This is a genomic window from Moraxella macacae 0408225 (genome assembly GCF_000320365.1).
GTDB classification, from domain to species: Bacteria; Pseudomonadota; Gammaproteobacteria; order Pseudomonadales; family Moraxellaceae; genus Faucicola; species Faucicola macacae.
In genome coordinates this window covers 195,548-216,417 of the sequence record NZ_ANIN01000001.1, presented here as the reverse complement: position 1 = coordinate 216,417, position 20,870 = coordinate 195,548, and the positions used below count along the sequence as shown (strand labels likewise).

The following is a 20,870-nucleotide window of genomic DNA, read 5'->3' as shown; positions in this document are numbered from 1 at the left end:
GATGCTGATTTAGACAATTGCTTTTAGACAACGGTTTAATGCTCGCAGGTTTTGGTTTCTTCATTGTAATGACCGCCTGCGTCCAAACAAGCGTCTTTTGCCCCACAAGCACTGAGTATAAACCCTGACCCTAACGTTAACACCAATACAGTTGTGAATAACATTTTTTTAACAATTTTTGTAAACATTGTACGTTATTTCCACGCATTTGCTTAAGAATTAAGTTTGTATCATTGCTCTATAAATAAGCAGTGCGTATTTTATAATTTTTTTATATCAAGTGTCAACCGATGAACGGTTAAAATTATGGATTTGTTGTAAGTGAGAACAAAAGCTTAAGACTGTTTGTACTCAATCTGTGATAATTTGAACAAAATTTGCCATTCTCCAAATTGGTTAAAAAGTGTTGGCTAACAATCAAAGTTTTATAAATATTGTTAAATGATTGTGATGTATTATTAAATAAAAAAAGCCGTTTAGTTAATAAACGGCTTTTTAAGGTTGATAATATTATTATTCAGTGGGATCCGTATCCGATGTGTCTGTTTTTGGTTTTTTAACAATCGTTACATTATCCACTTTTTTGCTGGTGCGAGATTTGGTTTTTGTGGGGGTTTTTTCCACTTTTGCCTTGCGTGTGCGAGTAACTTTTGGTTTTGCCAAGTTTAACACACCAAGCGCTGTTCCTTGCATTTGCTCAGCAACCGACTCAATCATGTTTTTATAACTGGCAGGCGTGGTTTTGTTTTTTGGGATATCACCTTGCTCTAAGCTCTGTTCTAGGCTTTGCTCGCTGCTTTCTTCTGGCGAATTGTTAATTGTATTGGCAATTTTTGCCAAACTTTTTTCCATATCGGTTAAAGCATCTGCCAAGGCGTTTTCCAGTGCGTTTTCCAGTTTTGCTATGTTTGTTGCCAATTTTTGTTGGTTTTCTTTGGCATGATCGCTTTGTTTGACATAGCGTTTGATGCTTTGTTGCATGGTTGATTCAAAACCGTCATCTGTGGTATTTGTGATGTGATTTTGTGGGTTTTGCTCTGTTGCCTGTGGATTTGGCATGACATCACGATTTGCATTTTGGGCTTGCAATTTTCTTGCTTGCAAATAAGCAAGGACGAATTCACCGTTTTCGATGTGTTGCTTACCGACATCGCCCAATTGAGAAATAAGCCACGCACCTGCACTGTTGAGTGCATAATTATGACTGGCGTTACTTTTGGTGGTATCATCGTCAGGTTGTTTGGTTGCTTTTTTATTGGTTTTTGTTTGCTCTGTTGTTTGTGTTGTTGCAATCGATATCATGCTCCCACGCGGATCGTTGCTTGCACGCTGGGTAACAGGCGCTGGCTTGGCTTTGGTTTTGCCTGCACTGGCGTGGAATTGATTGGTAGGGCAGATCATCTGATGGTAATCGTCTAGGTTTTGTTGCGACAGATGTTCATAGCCGTAATTTTGAAAAAAGTGGCTAAAATTATCATCACTTGCCAAGCTTGTTTGTGCGTTTTGCACTTGGTTGGCATGTTGGCGATAAGCGTGCAGTGCATTGATAAACGTAGCAACCGTACCGTGTTGACTGATTTGTTCATTGGCGTCATTGAGCTGTTGCTGAATGAATTGCGACACTGTGCCTGTGATGCTATTTAGGTTGCCAATTGGTTTGGCAATTGTGGCAATGTTTGGGTTAAAACGCTGCTGATACGCCTTGTAAACTTCGCGCGGATCGTTTTTAGCCCGTCCTTGGGTTGGAGTAACATCAAGGCTGGCTTTTGGTGCTGTTGTTGCAACTGGTATTGTTGTAGCTGCCAAAAGCGAGGTTTCTTGAGTTGGGTTGGTTTGTGGTTTTTGATTGGCAACACTATTTTTAGGCGTGTTTTCAATATTCGCTTCTTCTTTTGTGTCATCTGGCAAACACGCACCTTTGCTGTTGTCCAGCGAAATGTGGGTAACGTCTTTTGGTGCGACAACTGGAGAGGTTTTGTGAATTTGCACTTGGACATTGTCATGTTTTTGGACATGTTTTTGTGTTTTTTCTTTTAAAACGCAGGTTTCTTTGACAACGTCTTTTGGTGCGTGGTTTTCACTGCCATGGTTTTCACTGCCATGGTCTGTGCTGTTTTGTGCTGTTTTTTCTTGTTTTTCTTGGTTGTTGCCTTGGTTGTTGTTTTGGCTGTCATCTGGTTTATGGGTGGCGTTTGTTGTTGCAGAGTCGGTGCTTGTTGGTAAACTTAGGGTTTCGCCACGTTGTTTTTCACCGCGACTTTCACGGCGTGAGTTTGGTTCGCGTTTTGGCAAGCCGTCTTTGTTGGTTTTGTCTGTGGCAATATCTAAGGGTGCTTTGGTGTTTTGTGCATTGGTGGTATTTTGTGTATCAGTAACCTCTGTACTGGCTCCCTCTGTGCGTTTTTTGGTTTTTGTTTTGGCGGAACGGCGATTTTGACTGCGTTTTGGTTTGTTTTCGTCTTTGTTGTCGCAGCTTTGAGGTTGTGCAATGCTCGGTGTGGCAGGGTTTGTTTGAGTGGTTGCGTGGGCTGTTTGGTTAATGGTCTCTGCATCTGTGGTTGTGTAGGCAAGCTGCCCTTGTACGCCCAAACTTTTTGCGCCTGTATTGACAATATTTTCAATGGCTGCTGCTGCATCTTGACTGCTGATGCTATGGGCAACTTGAGCCTGCACGGTTGGGGCAAATAAGTTAGACAACCACGCAACCGCGGAGGGTTGTTGTGTTGAGATCTGCTGTGCTTGCGTTGATCGGTTCTGTGGCTGATTTTGTGGTTGTGATTGTGGCTGTACTTGATCTTGGTTTTGGCCTGGTTGGGCGGTTTTTTCTTTTTTAGCGGTTTGTGTGTTGGCATTGTCTGCATTTGACCACGCATGTCCATCGGTTGGACGAGAGATTCGTGTGTCATTTTCTTCGGTATGCCAGTTGCTGGTATCATAACCACGATCGGTGCATTCTTGCTCTAGGCTTTCGGCAATGCGTTCGTAAGTTGGTGGCGCGTAACCTTCACTATTAAAGACGATATGAAATTCAGGCGAATCAAGGTGCGCGTGTGGTAAAATCGTGATACGCGTGCCACTTTCTTGTTCCAAATAAACCAAGCTGTCGCGTTTTTCATTTAACAAAAAGGCGGCGATATCCGTTGGTACATCGGCTTGAATTTCACCGTGGCGTTCTTGCAGGGCTTTTTGTTCAATTTGACGCATGATTGACAATGCAAGCGATCGCAAATCTCTTATCATACCCGTGCCATGACAGCGTGGGCATAAAAAACCGGTCGATTCTTCTAATGACGGACGCAAGCGTTGGCGACTCATTTCAAGCAGACCAAACCGCGAAATTTCTGCAAATTGTAATCTGGCACGATCAGTGCGTGTTGCTTCTTTTAGACGGTTTTCAACTTGTTTTTGATGTTCATCGGTTGTCATATCGATAAAATCAATGACAATCAAGCCGCCCATATCTCGCAAGCGTAATTGACGAGCAATTTCATCGGCCGCTTCTAAATTGGTATTAAATGCAGTTTCTGATACATCTGATCCTTTGGTGGATTTTGATGAGTTAATGTCAATGGATACTAAGGCTTCGGTTTGGTCAATGACGATTGAACCGCCACTTGGCAAGCGCACCTCACGCTGATACGCGGTTTCAATTTGACGTTCGATGCCAAAACGGCTAAACATCGGTTCATAATCAGTATATTTGCGCAATTTGTTTAATTGTTGTGGCATCATGCTTTCAATAAAATGGGCGGCTTCATTATAGGCGTGTTCATTGTCTATCCAAATTTCAGCAATGTCATCACGCAAATAATCGCGTACCGCACGCGTAATGACACTGGCTTCTTGGTGTACCAAACGCGGTGATGGAAAGTTTTTATTTTGGTAAAGAATGTTTTGCCAAATGCTTAACAAATGATCAAGATCGCGTTGCAATTCATCTGTGGATTTGCCAATGCCTGCAGTTCGCAAAATGACACTCATATTTTTAGGCAATTGTAAACTGGCTATGGCTTGTTTCATTTCTTCGCGCAATTTGCCTGAAATTTGGCGTGAAATGCCACCTCCGCGTGGGTTGTTTGGCATTAATACCAAATACCGTCCTGCCAATGAAATAAAAGTAGACAAAGCGGCACCTTTATTGCCACGCTCTTCTTTTTCAATTTGAACGATTAATTCATCGCCTTCTTTGATTAACTGTTTTAAATTGGTTGTTGTGCGTGGATCGCCCAAAAAATACTCATTGGCAATTTCACGCATTGGCAAAAAGCCTTGACGCGTTGAGCCATACTCAACAAACACCGCTTCTAGCGACTGCTCGACACGTGTAACTCGCCCCTTATAAATATTGGCTTTTTTTTGTTCACGGGTGCGATTTTCTAAGTCAAAATCATAAAGATGACTGCCATTACACAAGGCAACACGAACTTCTTCGGCGTGAGTGGCGTTAATTAAAATGCGTTTCATGTTTCAATCCTTAAACACAAAACTGTCTGCTGAAAAACACAAAACACCATGCTTTTGTTGTAAAACATGTATTGTAAAACATGCTTTTTATTATAAAAATAGCAATAAAAATAGCAATAAAAATAGCAATAAAAACAATCATTTAACAAAAACAATCATTTAACCATTTAACCAAAATACGGCTGTTTTAACCTCGGTGTCCGAACCTCTGTCATATCAAACATTAATACCAAACATTTGTTTGCAAAATTTTTAGTGGTTTTTGCGATACGCGTTTGTCAATTGCATGGATACAGATTAATTGATACAGATTATCGGTAAAAATTCGTTTTATATCTTTGGTTGTTTTATATCTTTGGTTTAAGTTAATCATCATTGCTAAACAACGATTGCTAAACAACGATTATAAAATCTAGATTTATGTTTTTTGTGTTGGGTTGGTTTCGCCCAAATTTTTCATCTCATACAGTTTTGTATTATTATTTATTTAATAAAAATACACAAATGTGTTTTGAACACATTTAAAAATAATCATTTTGGGGTTAAGTGTTTTTTAAGTAAAACTTTCTTAACCAAAAATTTTGTCGGTTAATTTTATTGTTAATTTTACGTTTTGCAAAGTTTTTTTCACAAAAATTTTGCTTAAAAATTGCCAAATGGCACACCTTGAGTATAGATAATTTACGCAAGATAAAATTAACGTGGTAAACTATAGCAAATTTTTTTATAAACGGCTATCAAAAAATGACATCAAAGCACAATTCTTATCAAAAAAACCCAAAAAATCACACCAATACCACAAAAAACGCAAGTTTTATGACAAATAAAAAGCCAAAATTGCATAAAAAACCAAACAACCAACAAAAGTTTGGTTCTAAAAATGCACCAAATTTTACCGAAGATCGGAGTGAGCCTACCGACAAAAATACCCAAAAATACCAACACTTGACAGGCAATGATGATATTGAAGATTTTGGTAAGGTGAATTATATTACAGTTACGCGTCAGCAGCACAATCAGCGTTTGGATAATTTTTTACTCACAAGGCTTAAAGGGTTGCCACGCTCGCATGTTTATAACCTGATTCGTTTAGATGAAGTGCGCGTAAACGGCAAACGTGCCAAGGCCTATGAAAAACTAGAGCGTGGTGATGTGGTGCGTATTGCTCCTATTAAATTGGCAGTTCGAGAAAAACCCATTGTCAGTCAAGCACTTGCCCAAGGCTTGCTTGATCGGATTGTGTATGAAGATGATGGTTTGATTGTGCTAAATAAACCATTTGGCATGGCGGTGCATGGCGGTAGTGGTGAAAGTTTTGGTGTGATTGAGGCTATGCGTGTGGCAACGGGCAAAAAATATTTAGAGCTTGTGCATCGCATTGACAAGGATACATCGGGTTTATTGATGATAGCCAAAAAACGCACCACGCTAAAAACCCTACAAGATCACTTGCGTCAAAAAACCTTGCAAAAAACCTATCTGTGTTTGGTAAATGGTTGGATAAAAACTGACAAGCAAAAAATTGATAAGCCTTTATTAAAATACCGTTTAGAAAATGGTGAAAGACGTGTAAAAGTGGCACAAAATCACCCAGATAGCAAACCGAGTCAAACTTTGGTTAACGTGTTAAAGCGTTTGGAGCTTTCTTTACCAAGTAGTGCAGGGAACAAAAAAGTAAGTTTCGTTGAGGTTAAACCGTTAACGGGGCGTACGCACCAAATTCGTGTGCATATGGCGTTTATCGGCCATGCGTTGCTTGGTGATGATAAATATCATGTACAAGACAAATCGGGCGTTTATCGGCTGTGTTTGCACGCTTATCAACTTGACATTCCCGGATATGAGACAATCACAGCAAAATTGCCTGATGATATGCAGGCATTGATTGACAAACAAAACTGATAAACAAAACGCTTAACAAACAAAAACGCCACAAAACCAAGGTATCATGCGTTGTGGTTTGGTTGGAATTTTGGGGCGGTTTCTTTTAAGGTTAAAAATACAGGCAAGACGCACACGGCTACCACCATAATCATGACCCCTGATGCGTAAGATTTGCCTGTTATTTCGGTAAATACTTGTGCCAACAAGGGGGTTAATCCGCCAAAAATTGCCGTCGCTGATGTAACGCCAAGTGCCAATCCAGATAAGCGCACATTAATGGGAAATTGCTCGCTTGTGGCTGAAGTTGCAACAGCACTGACTGCTCCTGCCATACATGCTAAAATCACCGATCCTATCAATGCTGCTGTGGTATTGAGTGGCATGATTTGAAACAGAAGAATTGGCAAAATTGCACTTAGCACGCACGCTCCGATTAATACGGGTTTTCGTCCAATTTTATCGGACAATACGCCAATCATCGGCGTGATGATAATGACCGAAAAAGATGCAATGCTGGATAACCATAGAGCGGTTTTTTCTGAAAAACTGGCGGTGTTTGTCAAAAACACAGGCACAAAAGTAATGCCTACATAGTAGGTGATTGATCCCAGTGCAGAAATTGCAAAAGTTTTTAAGATAGCAGGCTTGTGTTGGCTAAATGTGGTAAGAATTGGTGATTTTTTTGGAGTTTTTGCTTCTAAATAGGCTAAAAATTCAGGCGATTCGGCCATGGTATGACGTGCAACAAACACCGTCATTGCCATGATACCACCGACAATAAACGGTATGCGCCACCCCCAAGTGAGCAAGTTATCACCCAAAAAATGCACAGTCAAAGCACTCACCAACACTGCAAGCAAACCACCAATTTCACTAAACGCAGAAGCAAGCGAGGCAATAAAACCGCGGTTGGTAGGCTTGGCACCCTCCATCAAATACGCCACCACACTTGTGTACTCGCCACCAACTGAAAACGCCATAATGCAGCGCAGCAGTAGCATAATCACCCCTGACCAAATCCCAATTTCATTAAAAGTCGGCAAAAGTGCAGTAATAAACATAGCCACACTCATCATCGTCATCGTGGTAAGCAGCACAGGTTTACGCCCAAATTTATCCCCCAAATGGCCAAAAAATACCGCCCCAAGAGGCCGCATAAGATACGACACCGCAAAGCCTGTTAAGGTAATAAGCAATGATTTTGGATTATCACCAAAAAAAACCCGCGAGATCACCGTGGCAAAATACAAATACAAGGTAAAATCATACCATTCTACAATTGTGGAAAATGATGCGATAAATAACGAGCGTTTTGGCAAAGCGGTATGAGTGGGCATGGTTTGTTTCATTTTTGTTGGATTTTAAAAGCAAAACGTTCAATTATGCGTGAAAAATTGTGATTTGGCAAAGTTTTTTACATAAAATTACGCTAAGTTAGATTTTTGGCGGTTTTTTTACAAAAACAATTTGTTATTTTGGATTTGTTTACTTATAATTCACCACTTTTCAGCTATTCTAAAGAATGGTTGCTAAAACCTGCAAAAACAATCTGCAACAATCTGCGAAATTACCCTGATGTGTCCAGTATACGTACTGTATTTACAATATTAGCAAGTGCAATTAACACAAGTGCAATTTAACACAAGTGCAATTAAATGAATAAACAGTAAGTTTATTAAAAATAGCTAATATTAATGTAAAAATATACTTTCCAATGCAAAAGGAAAAATCCTGATGAAAAATCTCTTAATCACCCTTGTAACCATGACGGCAACCATGACGACAGCAGTATCGGCACACGCCAATATCGCATCGTGGTATGGTGGCAAATTTCATGGCAAACGCACTGCATCTGGTGAGATTTTTAACCAACATGGTTTGACGGTAGCAAGCAATACGCACAAACTTGGATCAAAACTCAAAGTAACCAACCGTGCGAACGGCAAAAGCGTGATAGTAAGAGTAACTGACCGCGGTGGTTTTGCCAAATACGGCCGCACGCTTGATTTGTCTAAAGGGGCATTTCAAAAAATTGCAAGCCTTGGTACAGGGGCGATCAAAGTGGATATTGAAAAACTGCACTGAACAATCTTTGTTAAACAATCAACTTTTTTAAACAATAGCTTTTAAACAATAATATTTTAAATAATAATATTTTAAATAATAAATGTAATAACTGTTAATTGTTGTTTAATAATAAGGCCTGATCGCGCCATGCCAACAACGCTTTGACATCGTTGGCAATTCCTATTTGTAACGCTGCCAAATTTTGATAATCACGTTCGGCGTGTAAAAAATACAAAAAGCGTACGTTTAGCACTTGTCCGTATAAATTGCCTTGAAAGTTGGGAAAAAAGATCTCAAGACGCCAATCGTGCGGTTTTGCCACTGACGGACGTATGCCAATACTGGCTGTGCCAAACAGTGAATTTGGGCGAAAACCTGTTAAGCCGTTTTGTTGGTTTTGGCTAAAATGAGCAAAATTTTGCTTATTGTTTAACGTGGCATCGACAGCAAAAACCCCTTGTAGTGCAGGCTTTATTCGGTTTAGGGCTACATTTGCTGTTGGAAAATTTAGGGTGCGTCCAATCTTATCACCGTGTAATACCTCGCCTGTCATTGCATAATCTCTACCGAGAATTTGTTTGGCTTTACTTAAATCACCATTTAGTAAAAATTCACGAACTTTTGTAGAACTGATGCGTCCATATTCACGATTCTCCACAGTGTCAAGATTTGACACAAAAAACCCAGCGTTTTGCAAAAAATTGCTGTCGCCCACACGGTCATGTCCAAAACGAAAATCATCACCTAAAACTAAGCCACACACGCCAATGTTGCGTAAAATTGTGGCAAATTCATCGGCGGATAAGTTGCGAAATGCATCGTTAAACTCAGCGATAATCACGTTTTGAATGCCAAAATCCTGCAATAATGCCAATTTTTCAGCACAGTTGGTTAAGCGTGGCGGAGCGTTATTGGGATCAAAAAACTCTCTGGGTTGTGGCTCAAAAATCATCACCGCCGTGGCAAAATTTTGGGCTTTGGCAGTTTGGCAAAGTTTGTGCAACATGGCTTGATGCCCCAAATGTACACCATCAAAATTACCAATTGTTAAGATGCATTTAGGCAACTGTTGGCTATGATTAATTAATTTTTCTAAAGAATAAATATTCATAATTTTAATAATTCTACATTTAATAATACTAAAAATTTAATAGCATTAAAATTTAATGGTGCTAAAAAGTATCAAAACCTGTCATTATAAAGTAAAATAGCCAAAAATGCGTGTTTTTTGTAAAAAATTTAAGGAGAAGACTGGTGTTTTGTTTTGAACCTAGGATTTATCAAGGTGTGTTATATCGTTTGGCCAAACCTCAAGATTTACCAGAATTGGTCGATATTTATAATGAAAGCATAGTTACCAAACAGTCTACGGCGGTTTTAGAACCGTTAACGGTTAGCGATTTGCAAGACTGGTTTGTTGAGCATCATGAAAATGCCAATCGTCCGATGATTGTTGCCGTTTGTCAACAAAGTGATAGGGTGTTGGGCTATGGCTGTTTTTCGGATTTATATCCGCGCCCTGCTTATCATATCAGTGCAGAAATCAGCGTGTATGTGGCAAACGATGCCAAAGGGCGAGGCATTGGGCGGTATTTTGTGCAGTTATTGCAACACATTGCTCCTGCGTGTGGTGTGGCACAAATGGTTGCCAAAATTTTTGCTCACAATCAGCCAAGTTTAAATTTGTTTGAAAAACAAGGTTTTAGCCAATGGGGTTATTTGCCAAAAGTGTGTGATATGGGTGATTTTATCGCAGATGTGGTGATTTTAGGTCAAGAGGTTTTTAATACAGATACATAAACTTTTAACTAAAACTGCTAAACATACGCAAGAAAAACATTGAAAAAAGCATACAGGCGAGCACAAAACAAAACTAGTACAAATCAAAACTAAGCACAAAACAAAATTAAGTAGAAAGTAGGTTAACATGAATAAAGCAAAACCACCACGCTTGTTGGCATTTAATCCATTGGTGGATTTTCGTTTACTTGCCGAGCCTAGGCGTTTAAGTGTGTGGACTGGTTTAAAGTGGTTTAGCCGTGCGTGGGTTATTTTTACAGGCAATATTGGCTTATGGGTCGGTGTAGGGCTATTGGTTTTGCTTTTTCGAATGGGTCTTGGATATATTCCATTAATTGGCGGAGTTGTTGCAACAATTTTGGATTTTGTGTGTTATGCAGGGGCTTCTTACATAGCGTATTGCCAAACCACTGAAAAAAACACATCTATTTTTGATTTGTTTATTGCGTTTCGTCATAGTGGTTATAATTTTAAAATTTTTTTGGCGTTGTGTGTAGTGCTGTTTTTGATAAGTTCTGCACTTGCGTTTTTTTTGACAATCATCATGTTTGCCAGCAATATTAATTTTGACTCATTGGTGTTTATTGGCATTGCTTTTGGGCCTCCTGTTTTGGTGTTTGTCTTGATTGCGATGGCGTTTTGGCTTGCACCGATTTTGATTTTATTTCACGATCTAAAACCGTTGCCAGCGTTAAAAATGAGTTTTAAGGCTTGTATAGCAAATTTGTTGCCATTAACAGTGCTTGGTTTGGTGTTTGGTTTAACCATTTGGGTTTTGGCAATCATTACAACGATTGCGTCATTTATGTTTGGCGGATTGGTTGTATTTGGGCTTGGGGCTATTTTGATACCTATGATGATGATTTGTAGCTATGTGGCATATCGTGATATTTATACAGAAAACTAAACTGTGTTGTTTAAATTGCTAAATATCTTAAACCAAAACCCTTAAACCAAAAATGGATTGGTTTAAGGGTTTTGACAAATTGTGCTTGTTATTGAATTAAACTACTAAGCAAAGTAAGCTAACAAGCAAAGTAAACTATCAAGCAGCCATTAAATGTTGGAGACTGCGCTGTCCGACTTTGATAGCGTTTTTGCCTGCAGGTTTATTCACCTCAAGGCTTTCTAGGTAATAATCCACAGCCATGACAATGTCGGCCATTTTGGCTAACTGCTCTGGTGAGACGCCTTTTGAACTGTTTTGGATAAGTGCTTCCATATGGTTGCCAGCGCGGCGTAGTAGGCGACCGGCTTGCACCAAATTGAGAAATTGGCATGCACCTGATACATTTCGCATGATCTCTGGCACGTTAACAAGGTGCATGATGTCATGATTGGCATCGGCGATATATTCATTAAACGCAGTTTCGATATTGGCAATGCCTATGCGTCCTTCGTGCACAAGTGTTGAATACGCGGTATCTAATTGATATAACGATATTTTTCGGTTGTAAATCGGTAGATTAACCGCCCCTGGTGTGTGGCTTTTTGCCATATAAATCGACGCATTTTCGGCAACCATCAATCCTTCTAGTAACGCATCAAAATCCTCTGGTGTTGGTTGCGACCAATCTTTGACTTGGGTAATTTGTTCGTTGAGTGTGTCGCTTGCTTCTTGTAAATTTAAGGTTTTAAAAATCAAACTTAAATCACGCAAACGGTTTACCATAGCATCAAGTTCACCATCACTGCTTGCAATACCGTCTTGACGAGCATAATTGTCGCTTGAGGTTTTTACAAGGTTAATTTCTTCTTGAATCAGTTCGTTTAAGATGTTGCTCATTTCACGATCAGGCCCAAACAAAAAGCGTTTCATCATGTCTAATTGTTGATCATCTAGTGTGTTGGTTGAGAATTTTTGTTTGATTTTTTCGGTCAATTGGCTATCACGACTGCTGGCAAAACGCACCAAATCAGCAAAACGCGAATCGTTGATGGGTAAATAATCGTTAAATTGTTGTTCAACAAAAATTAACGCACGTTTTTGCACATTGTTGAGTGGTAAAACTTTGGCTAAATCCGATACCGCCACATCCGCTGATTGCCAAAATAAGCTATCGGAGCGTTGTGAAATGACTTCACAGGCGGATTGCATGGCTTTTAATTTTTGTAGATCGGTTGGATCGGTTGGTGGTGTTTTGGCACTTAATGCCACGCTTAAACCTGCTCGATAAGCGTCGATCAAGGTTTTTTTGTCAATGCCAAGTTCGGTCAACGATTGAAAATTTTGTTCAGGATTTGCAATGACAAGGCTGCTGGTTTTGGCAGTGGTTAATTGTTCAAGGCTTATCGGATCGGTGCCAAGTTTGCTGTTTAAATTGTTAATCACAGGCAAAATTAATGACGGCTCAAGGGTTTCTTTTAATAGTACAAATTCTACATAACGATTCAAAGTCATGATACCCTCGGAAATATCCATGACAAATTCAATTTCGTCTTGTTCGCGGTTGTTGTATAATTGTTGAAAAGCTTGCGAGATAGCACCTGCCAATACCGCTCCTTCTTCAAGATTGATTAAACGCAACACTTTTGAGATTTGTGCCAATGTTTCAACCGAGTCTAATAGCAAAGGGGCTTGACTGCTGTCATCGTTAAATTCGCTAAGGTGAATTTCGGCATCTTTGAGGGTGGTTTCAATCTCAGGACGCAGTAAATGCAAGGACGGTAAGTCAAAGTTGGTCGCGGTTAATTTTTGTGTGGTTTTGTTCATCAAAGACTTCCTAATACAATCGGATAAATAATGGATAAATACGGCTATTGTAAAATGTTTGACAAGGATTGTCTATGGTAATTGATTAATTTGGTAAATTATTTTTAATGCTTTGTATGATTTTGTGCATGTTTTATCCATCGGCATTTTGCCATTTTTCTGCCAAAGCGGGGTGTTTGTCTTTTAATGCGTGTAGCCAGTCTAAGTGTGCGTTATTGTTTTGTGCGTTTGCCACAAAACGCCCTACAGTATAACCGTCAAAACGTCGGTGTTCATAACGCCCACCGATACCCATATCACCATCATCAATGCCAAGCGATACCTGGCCGCCAGTCATTGCCAAATAAACTTCTGCTAAAATTTCAGCATCCAGCAATGCCCCGTGAAAGGTACGGTCTTTTTTGCCAACATCTAAGCGTTTTACCAACGCATCAAGGGTGTTGCGTTGCCCTGCGTACATTTGTTTGGCAATTGCAAGGCTGTCTACCACGCTAATTGTTTGTTCAAAATCCGCCAAGCCGATACGCGCAAATTCTGCTTGCAAAAAACTTACGTCAAAATTGGCATTATGGGCAATTAATTCTGCCCCTTGTAAAAAGTCATAAACACTTTTGCCAACTTGTGCAAAAGTAGGCATTTGTGCCAAAAATTCACTGTGAATGCCATGCACGCGAATAACCTCTTCGTCCATATCACGCAGCGGATTGATATAAACGTGCAGTTTTTCACCGGTTGGTTTGCGGTTAATCAATTCCACCACGCCAATCTCCACAATGCGATCATCACCTTGGGCATCAAATCCTGTGGTTTCTGTATCCAAAACCAATTGACGATTGGCTGCGTTTTGATGTTTGGCAATTGGCAATAACGGTATAAAACTTAAATTTTGGGTTTTGGTATTGCCATCAAATTCAGGTCGCTGTGCAATAAGCGACTCATCTTGGGCGATAAACGCACCTTTATTATTGACAAAAGGATAAAAATGCTCCGCTAAGGTAGCAGGTTTTGTAAACACAACGCCATTGTCGCAGTTTTTTTCACTTTTTGGTTTGTCGGCTTTTTGCTTGGTTGTTTGCTTGGTTGCTTCATCATGCGTGGTTAAATTGTCAGTTGGTGGTGTTTTGTTTGTTGTTTGGTTTGTTGGATTGCTTGTTGATGAGTCATCATCGAGCATGTTTAACAAAAAATCACCATCGTGATCGTCCAAATCTGGCTGTGAGTTATGCTCATAAAATTGTTCTTGATAGCAACTATCAGGCAATTCATCAAAATTTGGTGCGTGGTTCAAATTGTCAAAATTGTCAAAATCTTGTACGGTATTTGGCGGATAAGTTGTGTTGGTTGTCATATTTTTTAGAGTTTTGTTAAAGTTTGTGTAAGGGAGATTGTCAATGCCTTGGTTGGCAAGTTGATCGGCGTATTCATTGCCAGTATGTCCTGCGTGTCCTTTGACCCATTGCCAATCAATTTGTCGCTGCTGGCAGGCAAGATCCAAGCGTTGCCATAAATCCACATTTTTTACTTTTGCCCAATTTTTGCTCTTCCAACCGGTTATCCATTGGGTAATGCCTTTTATCACATAGCTTGAATCTGAGTAAATTTGGATTGGTAAGTTGGCAGGGCTGTTTTCTAATGCCATAATCACGCCGAGCAATTCCATGCGATTGTTGGTTGTGCCGACCTCGCCACCACAAATATCCAGTTGTTCGCCATTGGGAAAAATCACCACAGCTCCAAATCCGCCTTTGGCATTGTTTGCTTTACCATTGCCACGACAAGCACCGTCGGTATAGGCAATGACTTGATTGGGTAGGGATTGTAAAGAATGTTGTGTCATACTCTGCCAATTTTTGTTAAAAAATGCTAGTATAGCAAAAATTGGCAAAAAATCCATGCCAATGCTGATCGTTTGACAAAACTTATTTGACAAACAGCTTATTTGACAAAAAACTTAGATTTTACCCACGTTTATGAAAAATATGAAAAAACTCCCTTTAATTTTGTTAATCAATGCCATTGGCATACTCACCGCGTGCAATCAAACCCATGAAAAGATACATGCAGACGATGTATTGGCCGGTTGTTACACAGTTGGTTATCATGAGCCCGCTCAAATCAAAATCAATCACCAAAGAAGCGATAACCACGATAGCTACACCATGCAAATGCGTATCTTTAACAATCCCAATCAAGCGTGGGATACGCCGACGCCACTAGAGTTGCTTGCCAATGACAGCCCTGAAATCCAACAGTATTTTGATATAAAGTCTGGTGAAAGCCAGTATTTGGAAAAAGTCATTGCCCGTCCGGATCGCATTTTTGTATTGGGTAAAATTACCGATGGATTTGCCAATCTAAACCCACAGTTTGATAGTTCTTATTTGGGGTTTATTTATAAAGGCAGCAATACCATTTATAAAGTGGCTTGTGAAAAAAACAAACAATAGGTGGATTTTACCATGAGTTTTATTGAATGGTTAATGCTAGGCTTGGTGGCGTATGCAGGTGGTTTTGGCTTGCGTTATTACCGTTTTGGCAACAAAAGCCCTGGCAAAAAAACGATTCTTGCTTTAACCGCAGGCGTGTTTGGGCTGTTTGTGTTGGTTTTTATTGGATTAAATTTTTGGGCGTTAAAAAAGCCACTGGATCTTGCTTTTGTTGGCGTGTCTGCTCTTGTGGCAACGTTTATTTTTTATTATGGCCTAACCACGGACAATCATAACACGATGAATCCACCCGATTGACAAGCGGTTTTGATTGAAATTTAAGCCAAAAACTGCTAAATTATACGCACTTTTTAACCAACAAACCACGATGAATCAAAACAATCCTAACCATAACGCCTCCAGTCATACCAATCAAATTAACTATCAGCCTAATTGTACGCTTGCAATGGCACAAAAACGTGCAGAATTTTATCAGCTTATTCGCCAGTTTTTTGCCAAACGCGAGGTGTTGGAAGTGCAAACGCCCTTGTTGTCAAAAGCTGGCAATACCGATGTTTTTTTGCAATCGGTTGAGGCAAATCTTACGGTGCTTGACCGAGCGATCACTTACTATTTGCATACATCACCAGAATTTGCAATGAAACGCTTGTTGGCGGCGTATCAAGTACCAATTTATCAGATTTGCTCGGTGTTTCGCAATAACGAAATTGGCAATCGGCATAACATTGAATTTACCATGTTGGAATGGTATCGTCCCAATTTTAGCCTTGATGCACTGGCAAAAGAACTCAACGCACTGGTATCGGATTTGCTTGGTTATCCTGTGGTGTTTGATTATTATCGTTATGTAGATGCGTTTTTGGATTATGTCAAAATTCACCCATTAAATGCAGGTTGTGATACTTTAAAAGCGATTGCCAATGACCATGGAATTTTTGTGGATATGGGCGATGATCATCAAGGTTGGCTTGATATATTGTTTAGTCATTTGGTAGAACCAAATTTAGGCAAAACTTTGCCAACATTGATTTTTGATTACCCTGTGGCAACTGCTGCGCTTGCTAAAACCGCCAAGGATCAAGATGGTAATTTGGTTGCCAAACGTTTTGAGTTGTACATCAATGGGCTTGAAATTGCCAATGCTTATGATGAATTGGCAGACGGCGATCTGCTAAAAAAACGTTTTCAGCAAGATAATATAAAGCGTAAGCGGTGTGGTCTGCCTATCATGCCAATTGATGAAAATCTGTTACAAGCCTGTGATGATTTACCGCCGTGTAGTGGCATTGCATTGGGGCTTGATCGGTTGTTGATGGTAAAAACTGGGGCTAAAACCATTGAGCAAGTGCTAAGTTTTACCAGTTTAAACGCTTAGCTTAATTATTTAAACACTAAATGTTTAAACACTAAATGTTTAAACGCTAAACGCATTGATTAAGCAAAAACCCACCACACAGCACGCTAACTGCATTTTCGGTACGCAAAATCCGTTTGCCAATCTGTACAGGCGTGCAACCGTGTCTTGTGAACAAATCCACTTCATAATCAATAAAACCGCCCTCTGCACCGATAACCAATACCGTTTCTTGATTGTAATTCACCACATCATAAAAATTAACATTCGCATATGGGTGAGCGATCAATGCCTGATGGTGTAAAAAAAGCTCTTGAAAATTATCTTCTACAAAAGGCTTTAAGCGTGGATAACAGCTAACCTGCATGGGAATGGTATCACAGGCTTGTTGTAATCCTTCCTTAATATAATCATCAATTTTATTTAATAATGGTGATTGCCAATAGCTTTTTTCGGTGCGACAACTGTTTACCAAAATCAGCTGTTTTACCCCCATTGCTGTCATATCCAATACCAAACGGCGCAGTACTTTTGGGCGAGGCAAGGCCAAAACCACGCTAAGAGGTTGTTTTTTCGGTGGAGGCGTTTGGCAATTAATGTCGGTTAAGACAAGTCTGGTTGGGCTAAGATCGGCGATGGTTGCTGTACCGAGGTTGGCGTTTTTGATACCGACTTTTAGGCTAACACCGATGTTGGCTGAAATGACGTTTTTTATGTGTTTAATTGTAGCCAAGTCATTGATAATAAAGTTTTTTTCTTGATTGGCATGAGATTCTAATAAAATAATATTCATACAAAACAGTTTGTCCAATGGTATTAGCCAATAAAAAACGCCTTAAACTGATGGTTTAAGACGTTTTGAATATGGCGGAAGCTGAGAGATTCGAACTCTCGAAGGGCTATAAACCCTTGCCGGTTTTCAAGACCGGTGCATTCAACCGCTCTGCCAAGCTTCCGTTTTGTGTTGGCTATTATACTGAATTTTTAATGAAATGCAAGTATTTTTTATCAAAAAGTGCTTTATTTATTTTTATTGATCGGATTCATTGTCATCTTGATACGCATCATTTTCTTTTTGTAAGGCATGTAGCACAGATTGGATAATTTCATCACTGACCCCTTGGCGCTTGAGTTTTGCCAAAAAACGGCTGTCTGCGGCCAGCGAGTAATTTACATCTTCGGCATCAAGACCTTGACGGATATATAAGCGAATAAGTCCTTGAATGCGTGGAAAACCATGTTTTTTGGCAACTTCGGTTAACAGATCGTGCATTTCTTCGGTGATTTTTATGTGCAGGGGTATCATGTTTTGCACAGGTTTATTGGTTTTTGGCATGATTTATTCCTTGGTGATAATTTGATGTATTTTAGGCAACTCCTGTATCAAAAACAAGGGCTTTAACCAAATTGGTAAATGCAAAAACTAGCAAATACTTACCACGATATTTGCGCCTGTGTCCACTGCTTTGTCATACAAATCACGCAATTCTTGAAATGATGCCAATAGTTCTTTGTCCAAAGCTTGCTTTTTGCCTTGCCAAATGCCATTTGGAAAGATTTTTTGTTGGCGAAGTTGCTTCATTAGCATTTTGTCTAAACGTTTGCTAAAATTAACCTGACCCAATGCATCGGCAATTTCAATCACCTGCGACCACTCACAAAATGCGATAAAATCACCATCTTCATCATCACTAAAGGTTTCGACACCAACCACAAATTCACTGAGTGCACTGTTAGGCACAGGCGTAGTGGCTGATTTTTCGGTTAAAGCAAAATGCAGCACGTCCCATAATTTACCCAAATCCACCAAATCACCATCATCGGCTTTTTGAGTTAAGGCTTCCAGTTGTTCAAAACGAGCGTTATCAGGGCAGTTTTTGAGTTGTTGTAAGGTGTTGTTATCAACAAGTAAATATTGGGCGATCATGATTTATTCCTTAAAATAGCGGATTTTATGTGTTGGTTTTTTAAAAATGTTTGATTTGACCTGCCTAATTGTTGCAATTGAAATTGTTGCAATTGAAATTTGGTTAATGCAATTTCAACAAATTCACCCACAGCAAGTGAATAAGCACAAAGTTTTGGCGTATTGTGTGGGTTGTGAAGGTGTTGGCTTAAACAAAAATGACTATGAGCTACGCGTATTAGGCGCAAACAGGGCAGACCAACATGGGCAGTCATACGCCGAATTTGGCGGTTTTTGCCCTCCAGAATGCTAATCGATAGCCAACTGGTGATTTTGCGTTTGGCAATGTTGGCAGGGGCTTGCCAAAGTGTTTGTTGTACATAGATTGTATCCAGTTGTTCTACGATAGCGGGTAGGGTTTTGCCATCGCTTAACATAACGCCGTCGCGTAGTTGATTGATTTGATTGTTGTTTGCCAAACCGTCCAATTGCACCCAATAGGTTTTTGCCAGTTTTTTGTCATGCTTGGTTTTGGGTGGGTGGGTGAGATGTTGATTGAGTTTGCCGTTATTGGTGAGTAATAATAACCCCTCTGATGTGGCATCAAGCCGTCCTGCAACTCTGATATCTTTGTATTTATTGTGGTGAAAAAAATCACTCAAAGTGGCAAAATTGTTATTGTTGTCCTGGCGAAATTGGCTTAACACACCATACGGTTTGTTAAATAAAATTAAAGTGGTTGGCATGGTTTGGCTTGTTGTACTCATCAATTCAAGTTACAATAATGGATTTATAAATTATTGTAACCCAAATTGCAAAAAATTGATATGCAAAATCAGCCTATGCCACCAAAAATTTTTAGCCACTTGCCAAACGAATTGCACCATACCAAATTGGCAAGTTGGCTTGTTGCTAACGGCTCATTAACCGCCAAAATTGAACAGTTCTCCGCTCAAAAACTCATCGTAAAACCCACCTTTGAGGGGCGGCAAATGCTAACCTTGCCTGAAATAAAACAATTGCAATTGCCAATGCGACCACATTCAGCTTGGGTGCGCGAATCGTTATTGTTTGGCAAAGCAGGCGAATCTGCGTGGATCAAGGCGCGCAGTGTTTTTGGTTTTCATATTTTGTCAGGCAAAGGGCGTAAACTTGCAAATTTAGGGCAATGTCCGATCGGTTATGTGATTTTTGCCAGGCCTTGTGCAGTATTGGTAAATAGGCATTACCAATTGACAGCAGATGGTTGGCAACGACAAAGCGTTTATCGTTGGTATGGTAAACATTTGTTGATTAGTGAGATTTTTTTATCCGATTTTGTGGATAAATACTTAAGTTAAACAAAGATAAAAACTTAAGTTAAACCAATAAGCAAGCGGTTATTTTTGGCGGTTTTTATAGCAGTTTTAAAGTTGGCCGGTTTATTTGGCTAGACAATGCGAATATAAAGGGCTTTTAACTGCTCCTTGCAACCTACCCAAACCTATGCAATAATACTCAAAATGAATAGATTAACTAACTATTAAAAAAATAAAATGACCCCCATCCGCGGACACATCATTCGCCTAATTCCCAATAACAAACAAGCCACTTATTTCGCTAAGGCTTGCGGAATAGCACGGCTTGCTTATAATTGGGCGTTAAATGAATGGCAAAAGCAATACAAAGCGGATAAAGAATATCGCGATTTTTGTTTAAAAAATAATTTAGCGATTGATGAAAATAAATTAAACAAGCCAAACGAGGGCAAATTAAGAAAACAATTAAATTCTATTAAACGCCAACAATTCCCCTTTATGCTAGAAGTTACCAAATGCGCGCCGCAACTGGCAATCATGCAATTAGGCGATGGCTACAAGCGCTTTTTTAAAGGTGAAAGCAAATATCCACAATTGCGTAAAAAAGGCATTGATGACCGATTTAGCTTATCCAACGACCAATTTAAAATAAAACAAATAAACAATAAATCTTATATCCAAATCCCAAGGTTGGGACTGGTAAAAATGCGTGAAAATTTAAGATTTAATGGTAAAATATTATCCGCTAAAGTGTTTAAAAAGGGGAGCAATTGGTTTGTTAGCATTGCCGTTGAACTGCAAGATGTAATTAAGTCTTTACCCAAAACCAACAAAACCGTTGGCATTGATTTAGGCATTGGAGCTTGCGTAAGACTTGAGCCAAATGGCAAAAGCGGCGGGCGGTGAAGTAGAAAGAAAACGCCAAGTTTGCCTGTGG

General features: G+C 39.6%; 19 protein-coding genes and 1 tRNA gene. 9 read left to right on the top strand and 11 right to left on the bottom strand.

From position 1 onward, the window contains the following. Positions 1-35: 35 nt before the first annotated feature. Positions 36-164 (bottom strand): hypothetical protein, encoded by a 129-nt coding sequence (locus tag MOMA_RS10015; RefSeq protein WP_264622204.1) that lies wholly within the window; start codon positions 162-164, stop codon positions 36-38. Between the two features lie 349 nt (positions 165-513). Next, positions 514-4,464, bottom strand: coding sequence for an Rne/Rng family ribonuclease (locus tag MOMA_RS00985; protein WP_009501336.1), 3,951 nt, complete (start codon positions 4,462-4,464; stop codon positions 514-516). An 816-nt stretch (positions 4,465-5,280) separates the two neighbouring features. Between MOMA_RS00985 and MOMA_RS00980 the strand changes: the two genes are divergently transcribed. Beyond that, the gene (locus MOMA_RS00980) at positions 5,281-6,366 is read left to right on the top strand and encodes an RluA family pseudouridine synthase (RefSeq protein ID WP_152411746.1); all 1,086 of its coding nucleotides are present in this window, start codon (positions 5,281-5,283) and stop codon (positions 6,364-6,366) included. Positions 6,367-6,410: 44 nt separating this feature from the next. On the opposite strand, the gene MOMA_RS00975 is transcribed toward MOMA_RS00980, so the two are convergent. After that, positions 6,411-7,697: an MFS transporter gene (locus MOMA_RS00975; RefSeq protein ID WP_009501334.1), complete on the bottom strand. Its 1,287-nt coding sequence runs from the start codon at positions 7,695-7,697 to the stop codon at positions 6,411-6,413. 385 nt (positions 7,698-8,082) lie between these two features. On the opposite strand from MOMA_RS00975, the gene MOMA_RS00970 reads away from it, so the two are divergent. After that, a complete protein-coding gene (locus MOMA_RS00970; protein ID WP_009501333.1) occupies positions 8,083-8,433 on the top strand; it encodes a septal ring lytic transglycosylase RlpA family protein in 351 nt (116 codons plus the stop codon). Between the two features lie 94 nt (positions 8,434-8,527). Here MOMA_RS00970 and ribF read toward each other — a convergent pair whose 3' ends face one another. Beyond that, complete coding sequence (gene ribF / locus MOMA_RS00965) at positions 8,528-9,526, bottom strand: riboflavin biosynthesis protein RibF (RefSeq protein ID WP_009501332.1); 999 nt, start codon at positions 9,524-9,526, stop codon at positions 8,528-8,530. Between the two features lie 143 nt (positions 9,527-9,669). Here ribF and MOMA_RS00960 point away from each other — a divergent pair, with 143 nt between their 5' ends. Next, positions 9,670-10,215 (top strand): GNAT family N-acetyltransferase, encoded by a 546-nt coding sequence (locus MOMA_RS00960; protein WP_009501331.1) that lies wholly within the window; start codon positions 9,670-9,672, stop codon positions 10,213-10,215. A gap of 127 nt (positions 10,216-10,342) precedes the next feature. Further along, the gene (locus tag MOMA_RS00955) at positions 10,343-11,122 is read left to right on the top strand and encodes a BPSS1780 family membrane protein (protein WP_009501330.1); all 780 of its coding nucleotides are present in this window, start codon (positions 10,343-10,345) and stop codon (positions 11,120-11,122) included. A 138-nt stretch (positions 11,123-11,260) separates the two neighbouring features. On the opposite strand, the gene MOMA_RS00950 is transcribed toward MOMA_RS00955, so the two are convergent. Next, positions 11,261-12,928 (bottom strand): hypothetical protein, encoded by a 1,668-nt coding sequence (locus MOMA_RS00950; protein WP_009501329.1) that lies wholly within the window; start codon positions 12,926-12,928, stop codon positions 11,261-11,263. Positions 12,929-13,061: 133 nt separating this feature from the next. Then, positions 13,062-14,765: a DNA polymerase III subunit epsilon gene (dnaQ, locus tag MOMA_RS00945; RefSeq protein WP_152411745.1), complete on the bottom strand. Its 1,704-nt coding sequence runs from the start codon at positions 14,763-14,765 to the stop codon at positions 13,062-13,064. A gap of 142 nt (positions 14,766-14,907) precedes the next feature. Here dnaQ and MOMA_RS00940 point away from each other — a divergent pair, with 142 nt between their 5' ends. From MOMA_RS00940 to epmA, 3 genes are all read left to right on the top strand, one after another. After that, positions 14,908-15,375 carry a hypothetical protein gene (locus MOMA_RS00940; RefSeq protein WP_009501327.1) on the top strand — a complete coding sequence of 156 codons (468 nt, stop codon included), beginning with the start codon at positions 14,908-14,910 and terminating at the stop codon, positions 15,373-15,375. A gap of 12 nt (positions 15,376-15,387) precedes the next feature. After that, complete coding sequence (locus MOMA_RS00935) at positions 15,388-15,672, top strand: hypothetical protein (protein ID WP_009501326.1); 285 nt, start codon at positions 15,388-15,390, stop codon at positions 15,670-15,672. A gap of 70 nt (positions 15,673-15,742) precedes the next feature. Next, positions 15,743-16,750: an EF-P lysine aminoacylase EpmA gene (gene epmA / locus MOMA_RS00930; protein WP_051012671.1), complete on the top strand. Its 1,008-nt coding sequence runs from the start codon at positions 15,743-15,745 to the stop codon at positions 16,748-16,750. Between the two features lie 46 nt (positions 16,751-16,796). Here the strand turns inward: epmA and MOMA_RS00925 are convergent, their stop codons facing one another. From MOMA_RS00925 to MOMA_RS00905, 5 genes are all read right to left on the bottom strand, one after another. Beyond that, the gene (locus MOMA_RS00925; protein WP_009501324.1) at positions 16,797-17,522 is read right to left on the bottom strand and encodes a 16S rRNA (uracil(1498)-N(3))-methyltransferase; all 726 of its coding nucleotides are present in this window, start codon (positions 17,520-17,522) and stop codon (positions 16,797-16,799) included. Positions 17,523-17,594: 72 nt separating this feature from the next. Then, positions 17,595-17,685, bottom strand: a tRNA-Ser gene (locus MOMA_RS00920). Between the two features lie 74 nt (positions 17,686-17,759). Further along, on the bottom strand, positions 17,760-18,065 hold the full coding sequence (locus MOMA_RS00915; protein ID WP_009501323.1) for a hypothetical protein: 306 nt from the start codon (positions 18,063-18,065) through the stop codon (positions 17,760-17,762). Between the two features lie 87 nt (positions 18,066-18,152). Continuing rightward, entirely contained in the window at positions 18,153-18,656 is a 504-nt protein-coding gene (locus MOMA_RS00910) for a YfbM family protein (RefSeq protein WP_009501322.1), read from the bottom strand. Continuing rightward, positions 18,653-19,381, bottom strand: a complete 729-nt coding sequence (locus tag MOMA_RS00905) for a pseudouridine synthase (protein WP_152411743.1) — start codon at positions 19,379-19,381, stop codon at positions 18,653-18,655. Before MOMA_RS00905 ends, MOMA_RS00910 begins: the two co-directional genes overlap by 4 nt. 81 nt (positions 19,382-19,462) lie before the next feature. Between MOMA_RS00905 and MOMA_RS00900 the strand changes: the two genes are divergently transcribed. Together MOMA_RS00900 and MOMA_RS00895 are read left to right on the top strand one after the other, a co-directional pair. After that, positions 19,463-19,975 (top strand): chorismate--pyruvate lyase family protein, encoded by a 513-nt coding sequence (locus MOMA_RS00900; RefSeq protein WP_009501320.1) that lies wholly within the window; start codon positions 19,463-19,465, stop codon positions 19,973-19,975. A gap of 195 nt (positions 19,976-20,170) precedes the next feature. Then, positions 20,171-20,839 carry an RNA-guided endonuclease InsQ/TnpB family protein gene (locus MOMA_RS00895; protein ID WP_009501319.1) on the top strand — a complete coding sequence of 223 codons (669 nt, stop codon included), beginning with the start codon at positions 20,171-20,173 and terminating at the stop codon, positions 20,837-20,839. The last annotated feature ends 31 nt before the right edge of the window (positions 20,840-20,870 follow it).